This is a genomic window from Pseudorhizobium marinum (assembly GCF_000705355.1).
Classification (GTDB): domain Bacteria; phylum Pseudomonadota; class Alphaproteobacteria; order Rhizobiales; family Rhizobiaceae; genus Neorhizobium; species Neorhizobium pelagicum.
In genome coordinates this window covers 17354-43370 of record NZ_JMQK01000004.1, presented here as the reverse complement: position 1 = coordinate 43370, position 26017 = coordinate 17354, and the positions used below count along the sequence as shown (strand labels likewise).

The 26017-nt window shown below is 60.9% G+C and carries 24 protein-coding genes; 6 read left to right on the top strand and 18 right to left on the bottom strand.

Going from position 1 to position 26017, the window contains the following annotated elements:
* Positions 1-8: 8 nt before the first annotated feature.
* The 10 genes from EO99_RS0105940 to EO99_RS0105895 form a co-directional block, all read right to left on the bottom strand.
* Entirely contained in the window at positions 9-686 is a 678-nt protein-coding gene (locus EO99_RS0105940; RefSeq protein WP_037111275.1) for a response regulator, read from the bottom strand.
* Between the two features lie 196 nt (positions 687-882).
* On the bottom strand, positions 883-1878 hold the full coding sequence (locus tag EO99_RS0105935) for a 3-hydroxyacyl-CoA dehydrogenase NAD-binding domain-containing protein (RefSeq protein ID WP_210165066.1): 996 nt from the start codon (positions 1876-1878) through the stop codon (positions 883-885).
* Between the two features lie 63 nt (positions 1879-1941).
* A complete protein-coding gene (locus tag EO99_RS0105930) occupies positions 1942-2850 on the bottom strand; it encodes an SDR family NAD(P)-dependent oxidoreductase (protein ID WP_029617721.1) in 909 nt (302 codons plus the stop codon).
* 21 nt (positions 2851-2871) lie between these two features.
* The gene (locus EO99_RS0105925) at positions 2872-3807 is read right to left on the bottom strand and encodes a BKACE family enzyme (RefSeq protein WP_029617720.1); all 936 of its coding nucleotides are present in this window, start codon (positions 3805-3807) and stop codon (positions 2872-2874) included.
* Between the two features lie 17 nt (positions 3808-3824).
* Complete coding sequence (locus tag EO99_RS0105920; RefSeq protein ID WP_029617719.1) at positions 3825-4613, bottom strand: SDR family oxidoreductase; 789 nt, start codon at positions 4611-4613, stop codon at positions 3825-3827.
* Positions 4614-4652: 39 nt separating this feature from the next.
* The gene (locus EO99_RS0105915) at positions 4653-5363 is read right to left on the bottom strand and encodes an ABC transporter ATP-binding protein (protein ID WP_029617718.1); all 711 of its coding nucleotides are present in this window, start codon (positions 5361-5363) and stop codon (positions 4653-4655) included.
* Positions 5360-6127 (bottom strand): ABC transporter ATP-binding protein, encoded by a 768-nt coding sequence (locus tag EO99_RS0105910; protein WP_029617717.1) that lies wholly within the window; start codon positions 6125-6127, stop codon positions 5360-5362. The genes EO99_RS0105915 and EO99_RS0105910 overlap by 4 nt, the downstream gene beginning before the upstream one ends.
* The gene (locus EO99_RS0105905; RefSeq protein ID WP_051679715.1) at positions 6124-7410 is read right to left on the bottom strand and encodes a branched-chain amino acid ABC transporter permease; all 1287 of its coding nucleotides are present in this window, start codon (positions 7408-7410) and stop codon (positions 6124-6126) included. Before EO99_RS0105905 ends, EO99_RS0105910 begins: the two co-directional genes overlap by 4 nt.
* Before the next feature lies 1 nt (position 7411).
* Complete coding sequence (locus tag EO99_RS0105900) at positions 7412-8353, bottom strand: branched-chain amino acid ABC transporter permease (RefSeq protein WP_029617715.1); 942 nt, start codon at positions 8351-8353, stop codon at positions 7412-7414.
* A gap of 72 nt (positions 8354-8425) precedes the next feature.
* Positions 8426-9655 carry a branched-chain amino acid ABC transporter substrate-binding protein gene (locus EO99_RS0105895; RefSeq protein WP_029617714.1) on the bottom strand — a complete coding sequence of 410 codons (1230 nt, stop codon included), beginning with the start codon at positions 9653-9655 and terminating at the stop codon, positions 8426-8428.
* A gap of 278 nt (positions 9656-9933) precedes the next feature.
* On the opposite strand from EO99_RS0105895, the gene EO99_RS0105890 reads away from it, so the two are divergent.
* Positions 9934-10668, top strand: coding sequence for a GntR family transcriptional regulator (locus EO99_RS0105890; RefSeq protein WP_051679714.1), 735 nt, complete (start codon positions 9934-9936; stop codon positions 10666-10668).
* A gap of 149 nt (positions 10669-10817) precedes the next feature.
* Here the strand turns inward: EO99_RS0105890 and EO99_RS26215 are convergent, their stop codons facing one another.
* The gene (locus tag EO99_RS26215) at positions 10818-13829 is read right to left on the bottom strand and encodes a PAS domain S-box protein (protein ID WP_156034649.1); all 3012 of its coding nucleotides are present in this window, start codon (positions 13827-13829) and stop codon (positions 10818-10820) included.
* A 248-nt stretch (positions 13830-14077) separates the two neighbouring features.
* Here EO99_RS26215 and EO99_RS26595 point away from each other — a divergent pair, with 248 nt between their 5' ends.
* A complete protein-coding gene (locus tag EO99_RS26595; protein WP_235776768.1) occupies positions 14078-14614 on the top strand; it encodes a c-type cytochrome in 537 nt (178 codons plus the stop codon).
* 170 nt (positions 14615-14784) lie between these two features.
* Here the strand turns inward: EO99_RS26595 and EO99_RS0105870 are convergent, their stop codons facing one another.
* On the bottom strand, positions 14785-15174 hold the full coding sequence (locus EO99_RS0105870; protein WP_029617712.1) for a response regulator transcription factor: 390 nt from the start codon (positions 15172-15174) through the stop codon (positions 14785-14787).
* 69 nt (positions 15175-15243) lie between these two features.
* Complete coding sequence (locus EO99_RS0105865; RefSeq protein WP_037111265.1) at positions 15244-15888, bottom strand: response regulator transcription factor; 645 nt, start codon at positions 15886-15888, stop codon at positions 15244-15246.
* Between the two features lie 388 nt (positions 15889-16276).
* Here EO99_RS0105865 and EO99_RS0105860 point away from each other — a divergent pair, with 388 nt between their 5' ends.
* The gene (locus tag EO99_RS0105860) at positions 16277-17596 is read left to right on the top strand and encodes an MFS transporter (protein WP_029617710.1); all 1320 of its coding nucleotides are present in this window, start codon (positions 16277-16279) and stop codon (positions 17594-17596) included.
* A gap of 246 nt (positions 17597-17842) precedes the next feature.
* On the opposite strand, the gene EO99_RS26210 is transcribed toward EO99_RS0105860, so the two are convergent.
* The 4 genes from EO99_RS26210 to EO99_RS0105840 form a co-directional block, all read right to left on the bottom strand.
* Complete coding sequence (locus EO99_RS26210; RefSeq protein ID WP_029617709.1) at positions 17843-18394, bottom strand: helix-turn-helix transcriptional regulator; 552 nt, start codon at positions 18392-18394, stop codon at positions 17843-17845.
* A 253-nt stretch (positions 18395-18647) separates the two neighbouring features.
* Positions 18648-19490, bottom strand: a complete 843-nt coding sequence (locus EO99_RS0105850; RefSeq protein ID WP_408002862.1) for an alpha/beta fold hydrolase — start codon at positions 19488-19490, stop codon at positions 18648-18650.
* Between the two features lie 669 nt (positions 19491-20159).
* Positions 20160-21746 (bottom strand): GMC family oxidoreductase, encoded by a 1587-nt coding sequence (locus EO99_RS0105845; protein ID WP_029617707.1) that lies wholly within the window; start codon positions 21744-21746, stop codon positions 20160-20162.
* 98 nt (positions 21747-21844) lie between these two features.
* On the bottom strand, positions 21845-22648 hold the full coding sequence (locus tag EO99_RS0105840) for a substrate-binding domain-containing protein (protein ID WP_029617706.1): 804 nt from the start codon (positions 22646-22648) through the stop codon (positions 21845-21847).
* A 183-nt stretch (positions 22649-22831) separates the two neighbouring features.
* On the opposite strand from EO99_RS0105840, the gene EO99_RS0105835 reads away from it, so the two are divergent.
* The 3 genes from EO99_RS0105835 to EO99_RS0105825 are packed head-to-tail and all read left to right on the top strand — an operon-like array spanning position 22832 to position 24574.
* On the top strand, positions 22832-23248 hold the full coding sequence (locus EO99_RS0105835; protein ID WP_029617705.1) for a nuclear transport factor 2 family protein: 417 nt from the start codon (positions 22832-22834) through the stop codon (positions 23246-23248).
* A 13-nt stretch (positions 23249-23261) separates the two neighbouring features.
* On the top strand, positions 23262-23777 hold the full coding sequence (locus EO99_RS0105830) for an RNA polymerase sigma factor (RefSeq protein ID WP_029617704.1): 516 nt from the start codon (positions 23262-23264) through the stop codon (positions 23775-23777).
* The gene (locus EO99_RS0105825; RefSeq protein ID WP_029617703.1) at positions 23774-24574 is read left to right on the top strand and encodes an anti-sigma factor family protein; all 801 of its coding nucleotides are present in this window, start codon (positions 23774-23776) and stop codon (positions 24572-24574) included. The genes EO99_RS0105830 and EO99_RS0105825 overlap by 4 nt, the downstream gene beginning before the upstream one ends.
* A 376-nt stretch (positions 24575-24950) precedes the next feature.
* Here EO99_RS0105825 and pdxA read toward each other — a convergent pair whose 3' ends face one another.
* Positions 24951-25997, bottom strand: a complete 1047-nt coding sequence (pdxA, locus tag EO99_RS0105820; protein WP_029617702.1) for a 4-hydroxythreonine-4-phosphate dehydrogenase PdxA — start codon at positions 25995-25997, stop codon at positions 24951-24953.
* Positions 25998-26017 lie beyond the last annotated feature (20 nt).

The window sequence follows — 26017 nt, the reverse complement described above, 5'->3', positions numbered from 1 at the left end:
GGTTGCGCTCAGTTGAGTTGTTGGCGACCGCCATCGTCTGCTCTCTCCGGCAGCAATGTCAGCTTCTGGGCCGCCAGAACCACCTCCAGCCGGTTTCGCACCGCAAGCTTTTGCATCAGCACGCTCATGTAGTGCTTGACGGTCTTCTCGCTGATGCTCAGCCCCGAGGCGATCTCCTTGTTGGTGCTTCCGCGCATCAGATGGCGAACGATCTGAACCTCGCGGTAGCTCAACCGCGCATCGACCCCTGCGGCCTTGCGGGCCTCATCCGACTTCAGGGCCATGATGACTTTGCTGGCAAAGCATGGCGTGATGAACGTTTCCCCCGCACTCGCCGCCTTGATCGCCTGGTAGAGTTCGGAGGCCTGGCTTCCCTTGAGGACATAGCCGGAGACCCCGATCTTCAGTGCCTGCACCGCCATGTCGATGCTCGAAGCAGCCGTGAAGACGACGATGCGGATATCCGCGTGCTTTTCGCTGAGGAGCTGGATGACCGCCATGGGATCGCCCGGCATGCTGAGATCCATGACGATGACGTTCGGCTTCAGGTCCTCTGCTATCCGCAGCGCATCGAGCGCCGTGCCGCCCTGAGCCACGACGGCGAATTCTTCTTTCCCGGAATATATTCCCACCAACCCCTCCAGGAGAATGGGATGGTCGTCGAAGAATGCCAATGATACTTTCATATTCATGCCCCCTTCGATTTATTATTGCCGATATCATTCCATTTTTCTAATTAAAACACATTTCAGGGTTTACAGCCGCGGTTAACGAGCCGGCTTTGCAACTCAAACGGGATATCAGCCAGCGAGATCAGCGCCGTTAAGCTTGAGATTTCAACGTCTTAGGGCGCGTGACAAGGCGCTGGCCATGTCCAGGAGCTCACGGACTGCCGGCTTTGGAGGATTTGATTGCCAGCACCTGGCGCAGACGGCTGTCGCGGTCTTCGACAAGAGCATCCAGGGAACGGTCGCCATAGGCGCTCTCGACGGCATCCGTGACGCGCGCCTGCAGCGCAGCGTCAGGCACAGGAGACCCAAGGTCCCCCCAGAGTCTGTCCTGCATGGGGGCAAACATCTCCCAGAAACCTTTCATGCCCTTCTCCCCTCCCGCGAGGTGATAGGTCAGAAAAGGGCCCATCAAGGCCCAGCGTGCGCCAGGCCCCTCGGTCACGGCGCGATCGATGTCCTCGGCGGATGCAACCCCGCTTTCGAGCAGGTGGATCGCTTCGCGGAAAATCGCAGCCTGCAGGCGGTTGGCGATATGGCCGTAGACCTCCTTCTCCAGCCGGACCGGGACCTTGCCGAGACGGGTGTAGAATGCCTGGGCTTGCATCAAGGCGGCCTCGGCCGTTCGCGCACCGCCGGACAGTTCCACCAGCGGCACCAGATGCACCGGGTTGAACGGGTGACCGAGCACCACGCGTTCGGGGTGGCTGCACGCAGCTTGCATCTCCGATACCGAGATCGCCGAGGAACTTGACGCGATCACGACATTGGCAGGCGTGACGGCATCGATGCGGCGCATCAGCTCGATCTTGGCGTCCAGCCGCTCGATGGCGTTTTCCTGAACGAAGTCCGTGCCCTCGCATGCTGCCTCCAGATCGGCGGAGAACCGCAACTTCCCGCGTCGGCCGGTCGCAACGACATTTTCGGGAAGAGAACTCCAGAGACGGGCGACGGCACTCTCCAGCGCGGCTTCCGCGCCCTCACGAATATCGGTGGCGACCACGTCCAGCCCATGGGCAAGAAACAGGCAGGTCCAGCTGGACCCGATGATGCCGGTGCCGACCACGGTTACTGTTTTAATCTCTTCGCTCTCCAAGTCGGCCTCCTGGCGTCGGATCGTCGTTAAGCTCGCGGTGAAGATGGACGGCACCCGCACCGCACGGCGAACCGGGTCTCGTCGATCGCGGCTCGTTCTTCCGGTCACCGACGTCCACTATCCCGCAAGGGCACGCGCGCGGTTGGCGGTGGCGATGAAGCCGGCGGCCTGGTCGAAGCCGGTGTTGAACGTGCGCGCCGTGGAGATGTCGCTCATCTGCGCGAACACGGCACGGAAATCTGCGGGACTGCGCGCCTCGGGCGGCAGGAACACCCCTTCCGTCTCCACCACATGGACCACCGAATAGACGCCGGCCCCCGCCCCGATGATGGTCTTCTCGGGCGCCACCTCGGAAGCCATGAACACAACCGCAGGGGAAACCGCTTCGGGGGTGAGCCGGATTGCGTCCTCCGCTGTGAAAAGCCCCTCGGTCATGCCCGTGGTGGCAAGTGGCGACAGGCAGTTGACGCGGATGCCGTGCTTCGATCCCTCCTGCTGCAGCGTCGTCGTCAGCCCGATCATTCCGGTCTTGGCTGCAGCATAGTTTGCCTGGCCGAAGTTGCCGTAGAGACCCGAGCAGGATGTCGTGAGCACGATCCTGCCATATCCTTGCCTGCGCATTGCCTCCCAGACCGCGCGGCAGCAGTTGGCGGAGCCGGAGAGGTGGACGGCAACAACCCTGTCGAAATCCGCCATCTCCATCCTGGCGAAGGACCGGTCGCGCAGGATGCCGGCATTGTTGACGAGGATATCGACCCGCCCCCAGCGCGCGATGACGCGCTCGACCATCGCCTCGACCGCCGCGAAGGAGGAAACATCGGCGGGCTCGGCGACCGCTTCTCCGCCGAAGGCCATGATCTCGCGGACAACCGATCGTGCGGCCTCTCCGGCAGCGCCATCGGCAGCCGCCATGTCGTTGACGACGACGCGTGCGCCCGCGCGGGCAAGCGCCAGGGCATGGCAGCGTCCAAGACCGGCGCCGGCGCCCGTCACGATGGCCACGCGACCGGCAAACTCACTCGTCATTCCCGTCTCCTACCTTTCCGCTCAAAAACTCACCCGATCGGCGCCGTTCAGCGCCAGCATGGCGCGCGCGTCTTCGGCAGTGGCGATCTCCAGGCCCAGTCCTTCCAGCACCTGCCGGATCCGGCGCACCTGCGCGGCATTGGATTGCGCCAACCTGCCGGGTCCGTCCCAGAGGGAATCCTCCAGCCCGACGCGGACATTGCCGCCCATTGCAGCCGCCATGGTGGTGATCGGCAGTTGGTGGCGACCTGCCCCGAGCACGGACCAGACGTAGCTGTCGCCGAACAACCGGTCGGCGGTACGCTTCATGTGCGCGACATCGTCCGGATGCGTGCCGATGCCGCCCAGGATGCCGAAGACCGTCTGGATGAAGAGAGGCCCATCGACGAGACCGCGATCGCGGAAATGGGCGAGGTTGTAGAGATGGCTGGTATCGTAGCACTCGAACTCGAACCGCGTACCGTTGCCGCCGCAGTGTTCGATGATGTGCTCTATGTCCTTGAAGGTGTTCTTGAACACTGTATCGCGGGTCTTCTCGAGATACTCCGGCTCCCAGTCATGCTGGAATTTTTTGTATCGGTCGAGCATCGGATGGAGGCCGAAGTTCATTGAGCCCATGTTGAGAGAGGCGACTTCCGGGGCAAATGTCAGGGCCGGTTGCAGACGCTCCGCGACCGTCATCGTCGGGCTGCCGCCGGTGGTCAGGTTCAATACGGCGTCGGTTGCCTGCTTGATGCGGGGCAGAAAGGCCGCGAAGGCGTCCGGGTCCTGTGTCGGACGACCGTCCTCGGGGTTGCGCGCGTGCAGATGCAGGATTGCGGCGCCCGCCTCCGCCGCCTCGATGGCCTGCGTGGTGATCTCGTCGGCCGTGACCGGCAGGTAGCGCGACATGCTCGGCGTGTGGATGCCGCCGGTGATGGCGCAGGTGATGATGACCTTGCGGGGTGATTTCGCCATGCTCTCTCTTCCTGCTCTCAGATGGTTTCGACGTTGCCGCAGACGCTGATGGCCTGGCCCGAGATGTTGGCGCCCCCGGGCGAGGCCAGAAACAGCGCGGTGGCGGCGATGTCTTCGGGTTCGACCATGCGGCGCAGCGAGATGTTGGTGAGGTACTGCCGCTCCATGTCCTCGTAGCTCAATCCCGCGGCCGCGGCGCGCTCGCGGATCACGCTCTCCATCCGGTCGCCGCGCACCACGCCCGGCAGGATCGCGTTGACGCGGATGCCGTCGGGACCCATTTCCTTGGCAAGGCTCTGCGTCAGCCCGACGATGCCCCATTTTGCCGCCGAGTAGGGTGTACGCAGTGCATAGCCAAGGCGTCCGGCCACGGAGGAGATGTTGAGGATCACGCCGGCCTCGCTGGCCCGCAGCAGGGGAGCCGCCCGGCGCAGAACCAGGAACTGACCCATGAGGTCCACGTCGATGGTCCGCCGGATGTCGGCGACGGAAAGCTCCTCGATCGCCCCCGTCGGCCCGGCTATTCCGGCATTGTTGACGAGCACGTCGAGCCCGCCGAGCCTTTCGGAGGTGGCGGCAATCAGGGCATCGACCTCTCCCTCATCCGAGATGTCGGCGATCATTGTCGACACCGCGGGATTTTGCCCGGCAAACCCTGCCAGAGCGTGCTCGTCGATATCGCAGATCAGCACCCGTGCTTCGGCTTCCAGGAAGGCCCGCGCGATGGCGGCACCGATTCCCGATGCGCCGGCTGTGATCAGCACGCGCAGGCCCTGACGCGGCCGCATCCGTTCAATCATGTTCATCTGCAATCCATTCCAATGATTTCTGAGTCGATGATCATGTCACGCCACCTCGAGCCAGTTGCGGCGCACTTCGGGGGCGGCCTCGAGTTCCTCCGGCGTGCCGCGGAAGACCAGCTCGCCGTGTCCCATGACCATGACCTGCTGGGCCACCTTGAGGGCGATGGTCAATTTCTGCTCGACCAGCATCACCGCGACACCGCGACGACCGATGTCGAGAATGACCTCCATCACCACCTCGACGATCCGGGGAGCCAGTCCTTCGGTCGGTTCGTCGATCAGCAGCACACGGGGGTTGCCCAGCAGCGACCGGCAGATGGTCAGCATCTGCTGTTCACCGCCCGACAGATAGCCGGCGCGGATCGCGCGCCGCTCCTTCAGGCGGGGGAAGTAGTCGTACATCTCGTCGACGGTCCAGCGGTGCGTGCCGGTAGCACCCTGCTGCATGCCCATGGCGAGGTTCTCCTCCACCGTCAGGTTCGGGAAGACGAGCCGTTCCTCGGGAACATAGCCGATGCCCTGCCGGCAGATGCTGTAGGGGCGCATCCCGGCAAGCGAGTGCCCGGCAAGCGTCACCGTCCCGGCGGTCGGGGGGACAAGTCCCATCACTGCCTTCAGCAGCGTCGAACGGCCGGAACCGTTGCGTCCCAGCAGCGAGACGATGGCCGATTCCGGCACGTCCATGTCGATGCCGTGCAGGATGTGGCTCTTGCCATAGTGCGCGTGCAGTCCCTTTACTTCCAGCAAGCTCACGACACCTCCTCGCCCAGATAGGCTTCCTGCACCTCGCGATTTGCGCTGATCCGCTCCGGCGTGTCCGTCGCAATGATATCTCCATAGACCAGCACCGAGACCCGATCGCACAATCGGAACACGACGCCCATGTCGTGCTCGACCATCAGAAGCGTCTTGCCTTGTGTAACCGTACGGATCAGATCGATCGCCTTTTCAGTTTCCTCCCGCGACATGCCGGCGGTCGGCTCGTCCAGAAGGATCACCTCGGCGCCCGTGGTCAGGGTCATGCCGATCTCCAGCGCCCTCTGCTCGGAATAGGTGAGATCGCCTGCAAGATCGTGGCCCCGGGCCTCCAGGCCCACCCGGGCCAGCACTTCGGCCGTCTCCTCGTTGACCTGCCGCATGCGGGCCACGGAGCGGAAAAGGCCGTAGCGAACGCCATGGCGGGCGAGCACGCCGATGCGGAGGTTCTCGAACACGCTGAGACGGTGAAAGATATTGGTGATCTGGAACGACCGGGCGAGGCCCGCGCGGTTGATCCGGTGGGGCGGCAAACCGGCAATACTCTGTCCGTTGAGAGAGATCTCTCCCGAAGAGGGTGCGAACATGCCGGAGATCAGGTTGAAGAGCGTCGACTTGCCCGCGCCATTCGGACCGATCACCGCGTGACGCTCCCCGGCCCGGATGTCGAGGTCCAGCCCCTTGATCACCTCGATCGGCCCGAAGGACTTCGTTACTCCGGCAAGTCGCAGCGCCGGCTGCCCCGTCACGATCGCAGTCATTTCGCACCTCCGAGCAAGGCAGGCTCCGCTTCTGCAGCGTCCCTCTTGTGCTCGCGGTCCCAGAGCGCGCTGATCCGTCGGCGGGCACGGATGAGGATTGCCCCACCGCCGATGAGCAACACGACGGGCAGCAGCCACGTAACCACGCCGACCGGGTTCCAGGTTGCGCCGAAGAGCTCATAGACCGGGAGGCCGTCGCCTGCGTTCCGCCTCGTCATCGCGTATTCCTCGCCGAAGAGAACCGCGACCGTTTCCGTTACGAAGACGATCCCGACTGCGAGGAGGAGGCCGCCGGTCAACGCCAGAAGGTAGTGAGGCAAAAGGCGGCCCCAATCGAGCCTGGCGCGATTGCGGACATGGTGCTCCAGGACACCTCCGATGCCGGTCGGCGCATAGAGCATGACCAGAACGAAGATCAGGCCCTGATAAAACACCCAGGAGCGCGTGACGTCGGAGACCAGGAACGAGAAAAGCGTGAAGGCTGCGGCACCGATCACCGGCCCGAAGAAGATGGTCGAACCGCCGACGAAGGTCTGGAGTACGACCTGGGCCGAGACGCTGCTGGCGAAAAGCGAGTAGTTGGCCGTTTCGTTCGAGATGGCCTGCAGTGACCCCGCCACGGCAGCAAGCATCGCGGAGATGGAGAAGATGATCACCTTGGCGGTGTGGGCGCTGTAGCCCAGGAAGCGCACGCGCTGCTCGTTGTCGCGCAGGGCGAGAGTCAAACGGCCAAAGGGTGTGCGGGTATAGGCCCAGAGACCCAGGCCGCAGATCAGCACCCAGGCCAGCGTCAGATAATAGACGTCGAGCATCGACCCGAAGACGATTCCGCTCCAGGGCATCCGCATCGACGAGACACCCGACTCTCCACCGAAGAGACCCTGCAACTGCGGCGCCAGCGAATGGAACAGCTCGGCGATCGCCAAGGTCACCAGCGCAAAATAGACGCCCGAGCGCATGGTCGCGAAATAGCCGGCGAGAAGCCCGATCAGGAGACCCGTCGCCGCACCGGCCAGCGGCACGAGCGGCGTCGGGAAGGCAAGGCCATCTTCGATGGCCCGCATCAGATGCAGCGCCGCAAAGGCTCCCACCCCGAAATAGGCGGCATGCCCGAAGGACAGCAGACCTGCCTGTCCCATCAGCAGGTTGAACGCCAGGGCAAAGAGGCTCGCAATCAGCACGTTGACCAGCGCGTTCTGCCAGCCGAGGCCAAGGAAGGGTGGAATGCCGATCAGCAGAACCAGCACCGTGACAAGCAGAAGAATGTTACGCATGGATCCCATCTCAGTTGCGCTCGCCCATGAGCCCGGCAGGGCGAACCAGCAGGACGATCAACATCAGCGCGAAGGGTATCGTGGCGCTGACCGAAGACAGCTTCAGCGTCATCAGGCCGCCGATCGATTGGGCCCAGTCGCCAAGGCCCACGTACCCGAAGAGGCCCGCCAGGGACCAGTCGAGGCCGACGGCGAAGGAGGAGAAGAGCCCGATCAGCAGCGAAGCCACCAGCGATCCCTTGAGCGAGCCGAGACCGCCGACGACCACCACGACAAAGACGATGACGCCGAGCTCCAGTCCCATGTTCGGATTGGTCGGATAGAATGCCCCGGCGACAGCCCCGGCCAGCCCCGCAAGCGCTGCGCCCGTGCCGAAGACGAACATGAAGACCATCGGGATATTGTGACCCAGCGCCTCAGCCATGGCAGGCAGGCGCTCGGCGGCGCGCACGACGATCCCCGTGCGTGTCCGTGTCAGCAGCACCCACAGCGCGGTGAACATCACCACGGCCACGGCGCCGATGAACAGCCGGTAGAAGGGGTAATTTGCTCCGAAGATCTCGAAGGCGGAAAACCGCATTGCGGCCGGCATCTGATAATTCACCGGGAAATCACCGAAGAAGAGCTTGATCAGCTCCTCGATCATCAGCGCCAGACCGAAGGTCAGCAGGAGCTCGTGAGCGTGTCCGTGGGCATGCACCCGCGGCAACAGAAAGCGCTCGATGGCCATCCCGATGATGCCCACCACGATCGGTGCCACCAGAACCCCGACCCAGAAGCCGAAGACGGATGACACGGCATAGGCGACATAGGCGCCCAGCATGTAGAACGAGGCATGCGCGAAGTTCAATACGCCCATCATGCCGAAGATGAGTGTCAGGCCGGCGGAGACCATGAACAGCAGAAGACCATAGGTCACGCCGTTCAGCGTGGAGATAAGAGCGAATTCCATGGCTTTTCCAGGATGGTGACAGCGGCGATGATCCGGCCAGCGACGCGGCGGCCGGATCGATGAGCGCTATGTCTATTCAGGCCGCTGCATCTTGCAGCTGTCCTGCACCGGGTAGATTGCCTGATCGCCGGCAATCACCTTGACCGTCTCGAAGCCCATGGTGGTATCATCGGCGGGATACTTCGGGTTCTCGACAACCTTGGAAACCACCACCGGACGGATGGTCTGGTGGTCCTCCTTGCGGACCGAAATCGGGCCGAGCGGAGTTTCGTAGGTGGTATTCTCGAGCGCCAGCGCGATCTGGATCACGTCGATGTCGCCGCCGCCAAAATCGACCGTACCCAGCGCCTGTTGAAGCGCGCCGAGCGCAAAGGTGGAATGTCCCTCGACGAAGATGGGATAGTGACCCGTTGCCGCCTTGTAGGTTTCGGCGAACGCGCCGTCGGTGGCAGCATTGTCGTAATTGTTGGCGATGTAGTGGCCCAGCGCCGTCTTGCCGGCATTGGCGATGTTGCCGGGTTGATCGAGGAAGGCCGTGGCGAACGTCACGTCGAGCCCGGCATCGCCGGCCGCCTTCATCAGCAGCAACAGGTCGTTCGACCAGTTGCCGGTGAAGACCGTCGTGGCGCCGGTCGCCCTGATCCGTGCGACGAAGGGCGCGAAGTCCTGGATCTTGTTCACGTCGTGCAGGACTTCATCGACGACCTCGTAGCCGCCGGTTTCTGCGGCCGCGGCCGCTGCCGCCTGCATGTCCTGACCCCAGGAATAGTTCTGGTTGATGGAATAGACCTTCTCGCCCAGGTCCCCCGCCTCTTTCATCGCGCTCACCAGCGCATTCACCCGCATCGGTGCGGTTGCGGTATAGCGAAAATGGTAGAATTGGCACTTCTCACCAGTCAGCTCCATAGCGTCGCCGCCGAGATTGATGAAGATCACCTCCTCGCCGGGATTGCGAAGGTTGTGCTTGCGAACGTCTTCCGTGAGCTGGCCCGCGATGGCGGACGAAGCGCCCTGGAAGATGATGTCCACGCCATCGGCCACGGCGTTGCGGAACTTGTCGGCCGCCTCGGGGGCGCCGCCGGCATTGTCGTACTCGGTGACGATGACCGGTTCGCCGTTGAAGCCGCCGGCCTCGTTGATCCGGTCCACACCATATTTGACGGCGTTGGCGTACAGACGACCTGTCGATGTCTGCGCCCCCGACAGGCTTTCGATGATCCCGATCTTCAAAGGTTCGGCATGAAGTGCGGTGGCGCCAAGCGCCGATGCGACCGTAACCGCGGTCATAACAAGACGTTTCATGTTGTTCTCCTCCCAGAGATGTCCGTCGATATGCCGTTACGAGGGCTGCATCAGTCCCCGATCCTCCTTGGCACGGCGCCAGTGTAAACACACCAATCAAGCCCTGTAAAGTTATAAGATATGTGATCACACCTGAAAGGCACATGATCGCTGGGCGGAGAGCCCCGTTGTCTGCTTTGCGAATTGAACGTAGAACGCCTGATGGTTGGATGATCGGAGGCACCGTTCATCGGACGGACGCTCGACCTCCTTCGAGCGGCACAAAGAGGCCAGGCGCATTGGATACCTTCGACCCGACGACGAAAAGCTCCCGGACTCTTCTGCCGGTTGATGTCACGACGGTGCAGGAGCGCGTCTATCAGAGCCTGAGGCTGGGCCTCCTGAAGGGAGAATTCCTCCCCGGCGAGCAGGTATCTATTCGCGCTCTTGCTGAAATCTTCGGCACCAGCCCGATGCCGGTGCGTGAAGCGTTGGCGCGGCTGATCGCGGAACGCGCCATCGAGCAGTCAGGACCGCGGACGCTCCGCGTGGCGCCCTATCTGGCGTCGGATCATGAGAATTATATCCGGGTCCGCATGCAGCTTGAGGGTTATGCCGCTGAACGAGCAGCAAGCGCCCCAAAGGACCCGGCGCTGATCGATCGTCTCAAGCGCCACAACGAGAGCATCGCGGAAGCGCTGGTCGTCCGCGACTTCGACGCCGCCCTTGCCGGCAACCAGGCGTTCCATTTCGAACTTTACCGGGCGGGCGGCTATCCCCAGCTGCTCGACATCATCTCGACACTCTGGCTTCGCACCGGTCCGATCGTTGCATCCGCCCGCAAGGACGAGGCCATGTTCGAGCGGATCTTCAACATCGGCGTCCGGATCCATGATGACGCGATCGACGCCGTGGCGCGGCGCGACCGAGCTGCGGCCCGCTGGGCAATCAATCTGGACATTCGCTCCTCCCACCTGTCGATCCGCCGCTTTTACAAGCGCGCTTCAGGCGAGACCGATGGAACGACTGAGTAAACTCCTCCTCCCCCAGGCACTCATCGTGGCGATTGTCTCAAGTGTCATGTAGCGGGATCGCCAGGTAGCTGGCGTCGATCCAGAGGCAGGCCATTGGCGCTGCAGAAAATGAATGTCGAGTTCTGGCCGCCCAAACCAGGCATTGGACGTTAGCTGCATGATGCCAATGGCAGAACGAAGCTGAAACGGGCGCCACCGCGGGAGCTCTCATTATCCGCTGAAATCGTCCCGCCGTGCGCTTCAACGATGGAACGGCAGATGGGCAGTCCCATGCCCATTCCGTCCTTCTTGGTCGTAAAGAAGCTCTGGAACAGCTGGTGTGCATTCTCCGCCGTTATGCCGGGTCCCGAATCCTCGACGGAGCATCGCACGACGGAGGTGTCACAGACTGACCTGAAGGTGATGGCGCGGGATTGGCCATCACTGCCACTCATGGCTTGGACGGCATTGACAGCAAGATTGACGATGACCTGTTGCAACTGCGTTCTATCGCCTGCAACGGGTTTTGCGCCTGGGGCGGGAACATGCTGGACCGTTACTTTCGACGCCTGGAATTCATGTTTCAGGAAGAGAAGAGCTTCCGCGACCACGTCATCCAGGAGAACCACTTCCTGATCAGGGTTTCGACGCGATGCCATATTTCGTACGCGGGCAATCACGCTTGATGCACGCTGAGCGTCCAAAACAATTCGTGTCACGATTTCATGAACCTCGGACAGCTCCGGGGTCGGTCGGCTGAGCCAGCGGAGCGCTGCCTCGCCATAGGTGGTGATGGCCGCAAGCGGCTGGTTCACTTCATGCGCAATCGATGCGGTAAGCTCTCCCAACATGGAGATACGCGCAGCATGGGCATGCTCCGCCTCGATCTGGCGGATTCGCTTTTCGGCCTGCTTTTTTTCCGTCGTGTCGACGAAGGCATTCAAGGTGATGCCCTGCGCTGCGAGCGCAGATGGGAAAGCAACCGTGAGAATGCCCTCTTTGACCTCCCCAGCAAACGTCGTCAATTTCACCTCGTCCTCGAAATTGGCAGCCGCCTTATATCGGTTGTGCAGGAGCCGGGCGTAGATCTCCGGATGATCACGGAAGAGAGGCGTGATCGGCCCCTCAAGGTCCTGGGCAGTGGTTGCGCCGAGTAGCTTGACGGCTGCCTCATTCGCCTGCTCGATCATCGTTCCTTCCATAGCCGTCCAGATGAAATCTGGATTGGAAGTGAGAAAGCCATCGAAATCATCGACACCGGATTCCTTCAGCACGCGGATCTGTTCCAGAAGCGGACCGGAGTTGACCTGCAAGACGGGGATCGGAATATGCTGAAAGAGGTCGCGGTAACGCTGTTCGCTCTGCTCTAGCTGATTGTACGCCCTCACCCGCCCGCTGATATCCGCCACCGCAGCCAGGCCCCTTCGCTTGTCGTCGGCTGCAATCCATAAGGTGAACTGCGCATCGAATTCACTGCCGTCCAAGCGCCGAAGTCGTGTCTCGATGGTCGTGCTCACGCCGCTTTTAAGCACACATGCGATCGCGGTAGCGCAGTCGGCCCAAGCTTCCTCGGTCCAGAACCGGTCTATTGTCCCGATCAGCTCTGCCTTGCCTGCTCCCCCGAATAGTTTGAGCGTTGAATCATTCACGTCGACAACGCGAGTAGTCTGGAGGATCTGCGCCACTCCCTGGCCGTCGTGCCCGAAGTGCTCCTTCAAATCCTCTGTGCCTGAAAAGATGGGCAGCTCGAGATAATCGTTTGCGTCGGTAAGATCGAGCTCCCAGAAGGAGACACTCATCGCCTGGAACAGATCCTGATAGCGGCGTTCGCTGCGACGGAGCGCTTCCTCGGCCCGCTTGCGATCACTGATATCGAAGAATCCAACGAGGCTTCTGTCCGGCATGCTTCCATGCCTGCTGGCAACGTAAAGAACGTCGGCGACGGAACCGTCCATACGCGTAATCTTCACTTCTTCCTTGAAGAAGTGCTCGCCGCGGTATCGGGCCTCCAGTGATCTGCGAATGGTATCCATCCCATTGCGCCAATACCGGGTAATCGGACCCCTCATTTCCTCTACGGAAGTGGCACCGAACATCGCCAGATTGTATTCGTTGACCTCCTCCACATGCATATCTTCAATCGCTTCCTCCAGGAATTCCGGATGATCATCGATATAGCGCGACAGGTCCTCCACCCCTTGTCTGCGCAACTCCTGAAACCGTCCGACAAGTCCTGCCGCATTCACCTGCGTCAGCCCGATCGGCATATACTGGAAGAGATGCCGGAACCTCCTCTCGCTGGCCTCAAGACGGTTGTATGCCTCCTTCTCGGCGGACAAGTCTCTGATGCCGACGATGAGACTTTTCCGGCCGTCGGCACTGACGGATGGTACCGAGGTAATCTGGGCGTGGTACATCGTCCCATCGCGCAGCATTCGGCATTCGCTGGACGCAGCGCTGTCGCTCAGCAGCGCAGCACGGCTCGCCTGAACGAACGCTCCTGCGCTTTCTTCCGGCCAGATCGATAGAATATTGTCGCCGACCAGTTCGGAAGATGACGGCGCGGGGCTCGAGCTTTCGTTCCAATCGAACAGGACCGACACAATTTTCGTCTCGGACATGACCTGCCGCACGAGATCCCGATCACCTGAAAGAAGGTCGCCTCCATGGGCCAGACCATCTTGATCCTCGATCCGCTGTGCGACCGACGATAGATCGAGTTCGAAAATCTCTGTCCCCGTTGCGGAAAGCAGTCGAGCTAAGGTCGGAGCGTTTTTCCCGATCTCGCATGCCGCGTCCCGCTTGGTGACTTCAATCACTGTTGACGGCGAGCCGTCCGTATCTCTCAGGATACGTGCCTTCGCCGCTACCGGCACTACCTGTGGACTGCCCTTTCTCTGGCGATGGATGCGGCCGTCCCACTCGCATGTGGCTGCAAGCTCGGCCTTGGCGGCGAGAAGGATGCCATCAACCTCGGCCTCGAACAGATGATTGACGGACCTGCCGATCGCGCCTTCTTGCGAGACTCCATACAGCTGCTCCGCTGCTCGGTTCCACGCCAGAATGATCCCGTCCATGTCGCGAACGATGACAGCATCGTCCAGCATGTCGAAGACGCCAAAGTCGTCCGGCCTTGTACTCACGCCTGTTCGTCCCGCAACCCTGATTGTTCTCGTCGTCATCGAGCTCGCCAGAGCTATACATTGTAGGATCTGCAACTGGAAGAAGTTGTTCAAGTTGCCTGGCAGCCCCGCGCCTCAGAAATGCGTGACGAGCGCAGGCTTTCAACATTGTTGTATTTCGGTCGAAACAAAGCAGCGTGATTTCGACATAGGCGAGCGACCAGCTCCTCGTATCACCGCGGCCCGCGCCCAAGCAGCCACCTGCTTGGGAGGCAGTTCCCGCACGCGATTACAATGAGGAGTTCATTATGTACAAGCCCGCAAGCATGATTGCCGCCATCTGCAGACTGGCGACAGCAGCCCTGGTCGCCACTTCTGTTTCAATGCCATTCCCTGTTCTAGCACAGTCAACTTCGTCTCTCGTTGCCCGAGGCGCCTATCTGGTCAATCTGGGCAGCTGTGAACATTGCCATACCCCAGGCCACTTCCTGGGTCAGCGCGACCAGACGAAGAAGCTTGCCGGATCGGATGTCGGCTTCCAGGTTCCCATGCAAGGGACCGTGGTGGGCCCGAACATCACGCCAAGCAAGGAGACAGGGATTGGAAATTGGACGCGTCCTGAGATCGTACATGCGCTGCGAACCGGAGAAAGGCCTGATGGGCGCATATTATCCACGATAATGCCCTGGCCCGAACTGGCAAAAGTGAAGACGCAGGATCTGGAAGCGATTGCAGCCTACCTCCAATCACTTCCTCCGATCGAAAACCATACGCCGGGACCGTTCGGTGAGGGCGAGCCCATTCCAATCCCAACATTGCGTGTCGTACCTCCGGAAATCCAATAGAAGCGCGTTATTCGAGACCGTGGCGGTGCAAGCACGCCTTCCACGGTCCGGCGGTCTAGTGTCGCGGGCGGCTTATGAATTTCATATGCGGATACGCTTGTGAGGCGTCGACAAGAACGCACGTCCTGAGATCTGGAGCGGCCGGACAATGTCGCGGCCCGAGCCTGTCTTCAGTTGGATTGCGGAAACCGGTCCAGAGCCCGATGAATCCCGTCGATCAAGTGTTGCCCGTCGAAGGGCTTGTGTAGCAATAGCAGGCCGCCACATTCGTCGACGCGCCGACTGAGAACGGCATCCGTCTGTGCTGTCACGAAGATGACCGGGACCGTATCTCCATCCCGGTTGAGTGTCTGTTTCATCTCGATGCCCGACATGCCAAGCATCTGGATATCAGAGACGAGGCAGTCAGCATGGCAGTCGCTGCGCGCATCCAGAAATGCCTCCGCAGACGAAAAGCCGGCAGCCTTATAGCCGAGCGACCTGATCAGTCCGCCCATCGCCGTGCGAAACGAATCGTCGTCATCTATTATCGCAATCAGCACGTCCGTATGCGGCGGCATCGTCTCTGGCCTTCTTGGCGAAGCGGGTTATTTACCCTCTCTCTTCGCACGATCGACCCGCGTAAGAAATCATACGGTAGTGTTAGCGGTGTTCGGCAGTCCCTGTTTATGAAGAGCATCCGCCATCCGCACCAGATCTGGAAGGGTGCGGGCACCCATTTTGCGCATGGCGGCGCTGCGGTGGATCTTCACGGTGATTTCACTGATGCCCAAATCCCCCGCCACCTGCTTGTTCAACAGACCTTTCGTCACCATCAGCATGACCTGTTGCTCTCTGCTCGAAAGGGTTTGAAAGCGAACCTGGATATCGGCAATTTGACCTTGTCCCGCACGGCGCGTGCGATCGAGCTTGAGCGCCGAGGCGACAGCGTCAAGCATGTCCTGATCGCGGAACGGTTTCGTCAGAAAGTCGACTGCCCCTGCCTTCATTCCGCGCACTGACATCGGGATGTCTCCGTGCCCTGTCATCAGGATGACGGGCAACAGGATGCCCGATTGAACAAGCTGCTCTTGGAAGTCGAGCCCGCTCGTTCCTTGCAAGCGGATGTCGAGGACCAGGCACCCTTCGCCATCCGAGCGTTTGGCCGCCAGGAACTCAGCAGCCGAGGTGAACGTACGGGTGCTGAAGCCTACCGAGCGAAACAAGCTATCGAGAGACCGTCTAATCGATTCATCATCATCGATGATGTAAATGATCGGCGAATTGTCGCTCACAGCATCCTCTAACGCTACACCCAAAAGTCTTGGACATCCGGCAACTTAATGCCAAATAAACGCAGCCATTGAAAGCCAAATCTCGCAGTTTGGCCGACCTCGGCAGTGCGGAATACTGGACGTTCCGTCAAGGATTTGTCCCTCCTACATTCGTGGAACGGAACACTTGCACCCTAGGCGGCGCCGGTATTGCAGCTTAAAACGTTGCGGTAGCGCCCGTAATCAAGATTCAACACCCGTCGAGGCTGTTTGCCGGCGCGCCTGAATCGGCTATTGCTCCGCGACAATCGGCCTGAGAAAGCCTGATAAGGTGACCTCGCCTGGACTGATCAGGACTGCGGTGTGGTTTCGGCATGCGCCAAGATGCATGCAGCTCGAAGGATAGGCCTTGTTCAGAGGATCGCCCAATTTAGCCGACAGCGCCACGGTCGCCGCCGTCAGTGACCGCACGCGACGCAGACAGTTTGCCGCGGTTGGCATCGGCAACTTCATCGAATGGTTTGATTTTGCGATCTACGGCTACTTCGCAGGCATCATTGGCCAGGTTTTCTTCCCGCCTGCAGCGCCCGGCATCGCTCTGATTTCCTCCTTTGCTGTCTTCGCCGTGGGTTTCATCTCGCGTCCCCTCGGAGCACTCGTGTTCGGTCCGATGGGTGACAGGTTTGGCCGGAAAGCGGTTCTCGCTTTGACCATTTCAGGAATGGGCGTGGTGACGGGGCTGATCGGCCTGCTTCCCGGCTACGCAACGATTGGATTGGCCGCCCCAGTTCTTCTCTCCATCCTGCGGTTTCTGCAGGGGATGATGGTTGGTGGTGAGTGGTCGAGCGCCGGGATCTATATCGTGGAGAGTGCGCGTCCTGATCGACGAGGATTGGCGGCAAGTCTGATCACGACGACAGCAAGTTCTGCCTTCATTGCGGGGATCGCCGTAGCGGCCAGTTTGTCCTGGCTTCTGGACGACGACGCGATGATGACCTGGGGCTGGCGAGTGCCATTCATCGGCTCCGTGGTTCTGGCGGGTTTGGGGATGTATATTCGGCGCCAACTCATTGAGACACCGGTCTTCCAGGCGGTAGAGGGCAGACGTCGCGCGCAATCCGAGCAGGCGGCAATCGGTGGAAGATGGACGAACCTGGCAACCAGTTTCGCGTTCTCATCGTTGTTCGGTGTCTCCTTGTACTACCTGATTGTTTACGCGAGCAGCCATCTGTCCACCACCGTTGGCCTCTCGCGGTCAACATCGCTTTGGCTATGCGGGCTGGCGCTCGCGATTTCCTTACCCGCGAACTCCTTGTTCGGCAGCCTGAGCGACAGGATCGGGCGGCGTCCATTGGCACTGGCTGCCGCTGCCGCATTGTCCCTGTATGCCTACCCGCTGTTTCTGATCCTCAACACCGCAAACACCTTCCTTATCCTTGTCGCCTTGACGGTGCTGGGCATCCTGGTCTCCGTCGCTGCTGTCATGAACGTCGTATTGTTGGTCGAGGTTTTTCCAGCGTCGACCCGTTCCTCAAGCGCCGCACTCGGTCACAATCTTTCACTGGCTGCGCTTGCAGGTCCCAGCCCGTTGATTAGCGCGACTCTGGTGTACGTCACCGGAGATCCCAACGCCCCGGCCTGGTATCTGAGTGTTGTCAGCCTTTTCTGCTTTGGCATTCTTTGGTTCATTCTGCCTGAAACCCACAAGCGAGACCTTGCGCAAGGCTAACAAGGCTCGCAACAACCTCTTGGCTCCGCGGCTCCCATCTTTGTGTCTGTGTATTGGCTTCCATGGGCACCTACGGCCAAGTTCTGTAGCCGACCTGCGACTTAAGCCTTTCAAGACAAACTGGCCTGGCGCAGAACCGTTCTACACCGGGCGCTGCAGCAGCCCCTTCGGATCACTCTCATGAGGCCGGAAGGTCGTCCTGATGAGGGCGAAGGCCGCGGATGCTTCAATGGCCTGCCGAGAAGATCAGGCAAGCCGCATGACACGCCGCCATGCGGCCGGTGTATGTCCTGTGAGACGACGGAAGACACGGGAGAGATGGGATTGATCGGCGAAGCCGCAATCGAGGGCAATCTCTGAAAGCGGTGTCTCTGTGGTGATCATCAGATGCTTGGCCTGGTCGATGCGACGACGGCAGATGTAGTCGTGCGGCGATGTCCCGAAACTCACCCGGAATGCAGCGGAGAAATAGCTGTTGCTGAGGCGGGTCATTCGAGCCAGCTCGTCGAGGCTTATGCGACCGGCATATTCCGTTTCGATGTGACGCCTCACTCGGTTGGCCTGCCATGGCGCCAGTCCACCACGCGTCGCGACCGCAGCATTCTCGTCGACGCCGCCGGCACGGCCCGCGAGAGCGGATGCCCGCCGCACAAATTCCATGGCACCTTCATGGTCGCGCTCGACGAGGGACATCGCATGGGCGAGCAATCGTGTAACTTGCTGGTGTGATGCGGCCGTGACCACGCCGGGGGCCGTTCGGTGGTTGCTTTTATCGATCTGAAACGAAAGTGCGGACATGACGATCCCCATCTGGTTGTACCTGATGGAGAAATCTTCGGGCGAACCGCTGCCGAAAGAAATTGTACGTATATCGCCTGGCGTCAGCCAGCAGTGCTAACCTGATATACGTTGGTATGGTTGCCGCATGGAGGAAGGTTAAGGGCCTGAAGCCTTTCAGCCGGGGGTCTCTGGACGTGGCCTGCTCGAGCCGACTGCAAACGCGACAAGGCCGCCGCGGATGAGGCGGCGGCCTTGTCGAGATGTTCCTGTCTCAGCTCTTCACAAAGGCCAGCAGGTCAGGGTTGATGACTTCGGCGTTGACGGTCAGCATCCCGTGCGAGAAGCCCTCGTAGACCTTCAGCGTGCCGTTCTTGAGCAGCTTGACCGACAATTCCGCCGAGGCGGCAATCGGGACGATCTGGTCGTCGGCGCCGTGCATCACGAGCGTGGGCACGGTGATCTTCTTGAGGTCCTCGGTCTGGTCGGTTTCCGAGAAGGCCTTGATGCCGTCGTAATGGGCCTTGGCACTGCCCATCATGCCTTGACGCCACCAGTTGTCGACAACGGCGGGATAGACCTTGGCATCCGGCCGGTTGAAGCCGTAGAACGGGCCAGCTGGCACATCGCGGAAGAACTGGGCACGGTTGGCCGCCAGCGCCGAACGGAAGCCGTCGAACACCTCGATCGGAAGGCCGCCGGGATAGGCGGCGGTCTTCACCATGATCGGCGGAATGGCGCTGACCAGAACGGCCTTGGCGACACGGCCCTGCGGCTCACCGAAGTTCGCCACATAGCGCGCCACTTCGCCGCCGCCGGTGGAGTGGCCGATGTGAACCGCGTTGTGGAGGTCAAGCTTTTCGAAGACAGCCGAGGCATCGGCGGCGTAGTGGTCGAGATCGTGTCCGTCGCTCACCTGCTGCGACCGGCCATGGCCACGACGGTCATGGGCGACGACGCGGTAGCCGTTGAGGACGAAGAAGAGCATCTGCGCGTCCCAGTCGTCCGAGGAAAGCGGCCAGCCGTGATGGAAAACGATCGGCTGGGCGTCTTTCGGGCCCCAGTCCTTGTAGAAGATCTCGACGCCGTCCTTGGTTGTTACGAAGGTCTCGGTCATTGCTGTCGTTCCTTGGCTTTGGAGTTGAGTTGAGGTTTCCGAGGCAAAGACCGGGAGCGTCGTTGCCAGTGAAAGGGTGGCTCCCGCAAGCATGGCCTGCCTGCGTGACAACAGAATTTGGTGTTTCTGATCCATTGCGTGCTTTCCTGCTGATCGGATGACCCGAACCTAGCGGCCGGTCGCCGTTCGCTCTTGTCGCCTGGAACTTTTTTTGGGACGTTTGTCTTCTCTCATCGACCGGTCCGACGAGGATCAGGCCAGCGGGGCCATCCTGAGACCTCGATCAACGAGATTTCAAATCCGCCTGTCCCTGGTCTATGTGCTGTGAGGAGCAGTGAAGCCGACCCTGCTCTGCCGGGCTTCGATCATTTCAGCCCGAACTGGCAGAGGGTATCGGCCAGTGCTTCGATCTATTCTTGCCGTGCGGCGACGGTAAGCAGCATCCTAAGATGTCCGGACGAATATTCTCCGGAGCCAATGGACGTGATCACGCTCGACTGCACTTATCGCCCAACCCGGCCGATCAGGAGATCACGAGATCAAAAGGAGGGACGCAGCCACCCGCCCGGCATTTTGCAGGGTGAGCGCTTGGCCGCACGTCTCGGACGCCGTCTTCAACGTCAGACGCGTTTGGCGCGTCGGCCATCGGTTGCCTCCGACGCAGCCCTGTCAGAGCTCATGCTGGGCGCGGATCATGTCCGCCACCCTTTCGCCGATGACAACGCACGGCGCCATGATATTGCCCGTGGGGATCCGCGGCATGATCGACGCATCCGCGATACGCAGTCCCTTGATGCCATAAACCTTAAGTTCGTTGTCAACGACCGACATGCTGTCCCGACCCATTTTGGCCGTACAGGACTGATGCCAGTATGTCACTGCCGACCGGCGGATGAACTCGACAAGGCCTTTTCGGTCCCGCGTCGCAGGGGCCGTTTCGCCACTCACGAGCGGGGTGAAAGCCGCACCATTGCCCAGCTCCCGGCAAAGTTCGACAGCCGCGATGGCCGCAGCCATATCCTCCGGCTCGCTGAGGGGATTGGGCTCGATCAGGACCGCATCGTTCACGCCCGGGCCGGAAAGCCTGAGCCGGCCCCGGCTTTTCGGCTGCGCCAGTCCTGCAAACATCGTCCAGCCATGTTCGGGCGTTTCCAATCCCGTCTCGGCGGGTGACGGAACAGGAAATTCCAGCTGGCACTGAAGGATATCCGGCTGAACGAGACGGGAATCGCTCTTCCAATAGAGCTTCGCCTCGCAGCCTCCGCCTCCCACGGCTTCGGGCTTGCGGTAGGCCCAGGTGCAGCCGAAGGCGATATGGTCCTGGTGATTTCTTCCCACGCCGGGGAGATGCTGGACGACAGGAATTCCGTGTGCCGAGAGCTCATCCTCCGGACCAATGCCGGACTGCATGAGCACCTTCGGCGTGTTCACGGCACCGAGCGAAAGGATGGTTTCGAACTGGGCCTTGAAATGCCGGCGCTGTCCATCGACCAGGACCTCGACACCAACCACCCTCTTGCCGTCGAAGAGCAGGCGGGAGACCAGTGCACCCGTGATGATCGTCAGGTTCCGTCTCGTCGCAAGCGGAGCGACGTAGGACTGGTAAACGGATTGCCGCTTGCCGTTGAGTATCCGTAGCTCCGCGATCGCGGCACCGCCGTCTGCTTCCATCATCGCGCCGTTCGGGTTGTCGAATACCGGGATGCCCAACGCTTCTGCGGACTGGATCATGGCGCGGGCGATCGGTTGCGGCGCATCGGGTTGAGCGACGTGGACCGGACCTCCCACGCCCCGGCGGACAGGATCGGGCGCCCCGCGCCAGTCTTCGATTCGGCGATAATAGCCGAGAACGGATTCGTAACCCCAGGCATCGTCACCCGCCTCGGCCGCAAAATGGTTCCAGTCCTCTTTGTGCCCTCTGGCCCAAACCATGACGTTGATGCTCGAGCCGCCACCCAGCCCTTTGCCCATGCTCAAGGGCAGCTGGCGACCTTCAAGCGTGGCGGCAGGCTGTGCGACGAAACCCCAGTCACGCGATGAACCAAGATTGAGCGGCCACTGCGCCGGCTCCCGCACGCTGTCGGCATCGTCGTCTTCTCCTGCTTCGAGCAGCAGCACGCGCACGCCCCCGCATTCGGCAAGCCGGGCCGCCGCAACGGACCCGCTGGAGCCGGCGCCACAGACGATGAAATCGAATTCCTCGGCACCGCGGCGGACCGGAGTGCTCTCTTCGCGTATTTCGGTTTCACCGATCATTGGCTGCATGAAAGTGACCTCTGTGAACGATTTCTGATGCGAAAGCCTCTGGCACCCAATGCCGGAGGAGACCTGGGGCTGGGTCAGGCGAGTTCGGCCTATCTTGTCCAGCCTTCGGTTTTCATCAGTTCCGCTGCTTCGGGTGTTTCCAGGAAAGCAGCAAAGTCGTGCGCTTGCTGGTCTGCGTCCGGTGCAACGGCGATGCTGACGTCACGCCAGATCTGACGTTTTTTCGCGATCGGAACTTCTTCAAGCACATCGGATTTCGTGGCAGGCCAGTTCGGCCAGGTGATCCATGCGTCGGCCCCGAGCTCCGCAAACGCCTTGAAGCTCGCGCCGGAGCCCGGGGAGAACGCCACGATGTTCTTGCGAAATGCCCGAACGTCCGAAAGACTGCCCAGACGCCCTGCAACATCTTCCCAGGTCCCGGTACCGGAGGTATTGGCCACGCCTGCCCCCTCGGTCACCACGATCTTGATGCCGTCTTTCAGGAGATCCTCGAAGCTGTGGATCTGCTTGGGGTTGCCTTTCTGGACGGCAATGACGGTAGGGCGAATGTAGATCGGGAGGACCTGGTCCGAGGAGAAGGTTCTGTAGGTCTGCAGGAAGGCGGTCATCGCATGTTCTGCGGTCCCCCAGATGATATCGGCATCGGCTTGCGCCTTTTTCGACCAGCTCGCCTCCGGACCGGCAGTAATCTCGACCTTGTCGCCGGTCTTCTTCATCCAGAGATCGGCAACCTTCTGAAAGGCGGTGTGCGGACCACCTGCGCCATAGAGACGGACGACATTGTCTTTCGGCTGGTGCTGGATGGAGGGATCGTAGGACACCTGCCCTTCCGCATGCGCGAAGGTTGCAGTGGCTGCGAGCACGATGGCCGCATAACAGGAGAGTGTCTGCATGTTGAGTTCCTCGTCATTTCCTGACAGTGCCGACGGAAATGTCGGCCGGTGTCCATCAAGAGACGCCGAGGCGGGTCCAATATTCCCCTTGCCACATCAAAAAAATAATTGACCAGCGCTGGAATAAACGGACGTTCATAGCGTCTCGGCAGTGTCATCACTCCTGAAAGGAAAGACGCTTCGATGAAAAATCTTATGATCGGCACTGCATTCACACTGGTTACCGCTGTTGCAGCCCACGCGGGACCTGCCATGGAAATGGCGGAGGCGCGCATCGCCGCCATCGCAGCAGGTGATACCGCGACCGTTTCGAAGGAATATGCCGAAGGTGCCACGCTGCACTGGATCGGCGGTCCGCTCGACGGTACGTACCATGGAGGCGAGATCGCTTCAGTCTGGGGCAAGTTCGCCAAGGCCCAGCCGAAGCTCAAGGCCAAGACCACCGACGTCGTCGAGGCGATGAACCCGAAGGGCGCAACCGTCACCGCCAACGTCGTCTTCGAAGGCAAGGACAAGATCCCGGTGCGCTACGTGCTCGTGTATCGCGACGGCAAGCTTACGGATGAAATCTGGCAGATCGATCCGGCTCTTTTGAAATAAGGCAGACGCTTCCATGCGCGAGGACGAGATCGCACGCTGTGTCGAACCGCTGATCCCGGGGCTTAGGCGCTATGCCTATTCGCTGGTGCGCAATGGCGACGCTGCGGACGATCTCGTCCAGGATTGCCTGGAACGTGCGGTATCACGCTGGCACCTGCGACGTACCGACGGAGACTTGCGCGCGTGGCTTTATGCCATATTGCGAAACCATCACCTTTCGGCCATGCGTCAGCTGGGCCGGCGTGGTATCCATGTCACCTTTGACGAACTGACGCAGCAGCCTTCCGTCGAAGGTGGACAAGGTGAAGTTGCGTATGCAAGGGACGTGCTCACCGCTCTTGACATGCTGAGCGAAGAGCAAAGAAGCGTGCTGCTATTGGTTGGTGTTGAAGACTTGAGTTACGAGGAAACGTCCAGGGTGACCGGATTGCCGATCGGCACAGTGATGTCCCGCCTGTCCCGCGCTCGAGAAAAACTGCGCCGTTTCATCGACGACGGCGTACGTCCCGGGCTGAGGAGGGTGAAATGACATCCGCCGGCTCAAGCTCACCATTTCCCATCGGCGAAGATGATCTCCAGGCCTATGCCGACAATAGGCTTGCCCCCGATCGTCGTGAAGCCGTCGAGCAGTTCCTTCGATCTCATCCGGATGTCGCTGCAAGCCTTGAGCGTGATCGTGGATTGACCGAGGATCTGCGGGAACGGCTGAAGTTCAAGGCAGATGAGCCCATTCCCGCTCGTTTGCGTATTTCCAATATAAGGGCAGGCATTCGCTCTCGACGTGTGTCCACTCTGCGCAACGCGGTAGCAGCCGTCGCCATCCTGGTCGTTGGCGGGGCTGGAGGCTGGACGGCGAAGGATGTGCTGACGACGCTTCCCGCCTCGCCAGCACGATCCGTGCGGATGGCCGACGATGCCATCGCTGCCTATCGCACCTATGTGGTGGAGGTCGCCCATCCGGTAGAAGTCGGGGCGGATGAAGAGGCGCATCTCGTTCAATGGCTCTCGAAGAGACTGCGTTCGGACATTGCGGCTCCCGATCTGTCAGCCTTTGGCTATCGCCTGATGGGGGGGCGCCTTCTGCCTGGAACCACGGGACCTGCAGCCATGTTGATGTATGATTCCGAAGGCGGCTTGCGTCTGACACTGTACATCAAGACAGACGAGACCGAGGACACGGCCTTCCGGTTTGTCGAAGAAGATGGTGTGTCCGCCTTCCTGTGGCGGGATCGCTCCATGGGCTATGTCGTGAGCGGGCCAGTGACACGTGAGGAGCTTCTCCCCATTGCGCGTGGGATCTATGAGCAGATCGAACCGGGTATCTAAACGCGGGCGACCTGATCGATCGGCACGTTGCGATCCGTCCGCAAATCGCCAGTATCCGGTCGCCAAACGCAAAAAGCTCCTCGACGCTTACGCGGAGGAGCTTTTTTGTCGAGGTTTGGCGTCGTGTTTTTGTTTGGTTGCGGGCGCTTGAAGCCACACAGACTTGTGAATTCGCCGTGAGCGGATTCGAAAGTACCGCTCCTTGAAACGCCGCCTCGCAAAGTTCGGTCACCGGATTGGGCGATTTTCAATGGGCGCAGTCTATGTGGAGTAATTAGGCGAAACTCTCAAATTGATAGACACAATGGTAAAGGCACGAGGATCTCCCGGCCAAGGTCCTTGATAAAGCCGCCCGCGACCCCGGCAGGATGACCTTCTAGTGAGCGCTCACCCTGTCGCGTGTCGTTGCATCCGATAGCTTCAGCGCATAGTCGATTGCGTCCAGCAGGCTGGTGGCCTGCGCCTTGCCGGTGCCGGCGATGTCGAAGGCGGTGCCGTGATCGACCGACGTCCGGATGATCGGCAAGCCGAGCGTGACGTTGACGCCGCTGAGTGCCGTCCATTCGCCCGTGACCGTATCGACGCCGAAGCCGAGCAGCTTGACGGGAATATGGCCCTGGTCGTGATACATGGCGATGACCGCATCGTACTGGCCGGCCCGCATCTTGACGAAGACCGTATCGCCCGGAATGGGGCCGTCCAGATGCAGGCCCCGCTCTCGATACTGCTCTACCAGCGGCGCGGTGATGTCGATGTCGTGGCGGCCGAAGATGCCGCCTTCACCCGCATGCGGATTAAGCGCGGCGACCGCAATGCGTGGGTCGGCGATACCGAGATCCTTCAATGCCTGATGCGTCAGATCGATGACGCGAGCGATGCGCTCCGCCGTCGCCTTCCTCGGCACGTCTTCCAGCGCGCAGTGGGTCGTGACGTGGCTCACGCGGAAATTTTCATGCGCCAGCATCATCACGCTGTCTCGAACGCCGGTGAAGTGCGCCAGCATCTCCGTATGGCCCGCATAATTGTGGCCGGCGAGATGGAGCGCTTCCTTGTTGAGCGGCGCGGTCACCACGGCGGCCACCGTCCCGGCAAGCGTAAGATCGACGGCCATCTGCAGCGCCTCGAAAGCCTGCTGTCCGCAGACTGCGGAAACCTTGCCGATGTCGGGTGGGGTCGCGAGCGCAGCTGTCGCAACGATCGCCGCACTCGGCCCGTCTGCAATCTGGTCGCGGCCGATGACCGGCGGACACGCCATGCCGAGCTGGTCGGCGGCGCGCTGCAGCGTGCCTGCATCGCCCACGAGAAGGAGGCGAAACTCTCCGTTTGCCAGTCTCTCGGCCAGGGCATTGACGGCCTTGATCGATATTTCCGGCCCGATGCCAGCCGGATCGCCGATGGTGATGGCAAGGGTCTTCGGGTTCATGGCGCTGCTTTCGTCGCTGA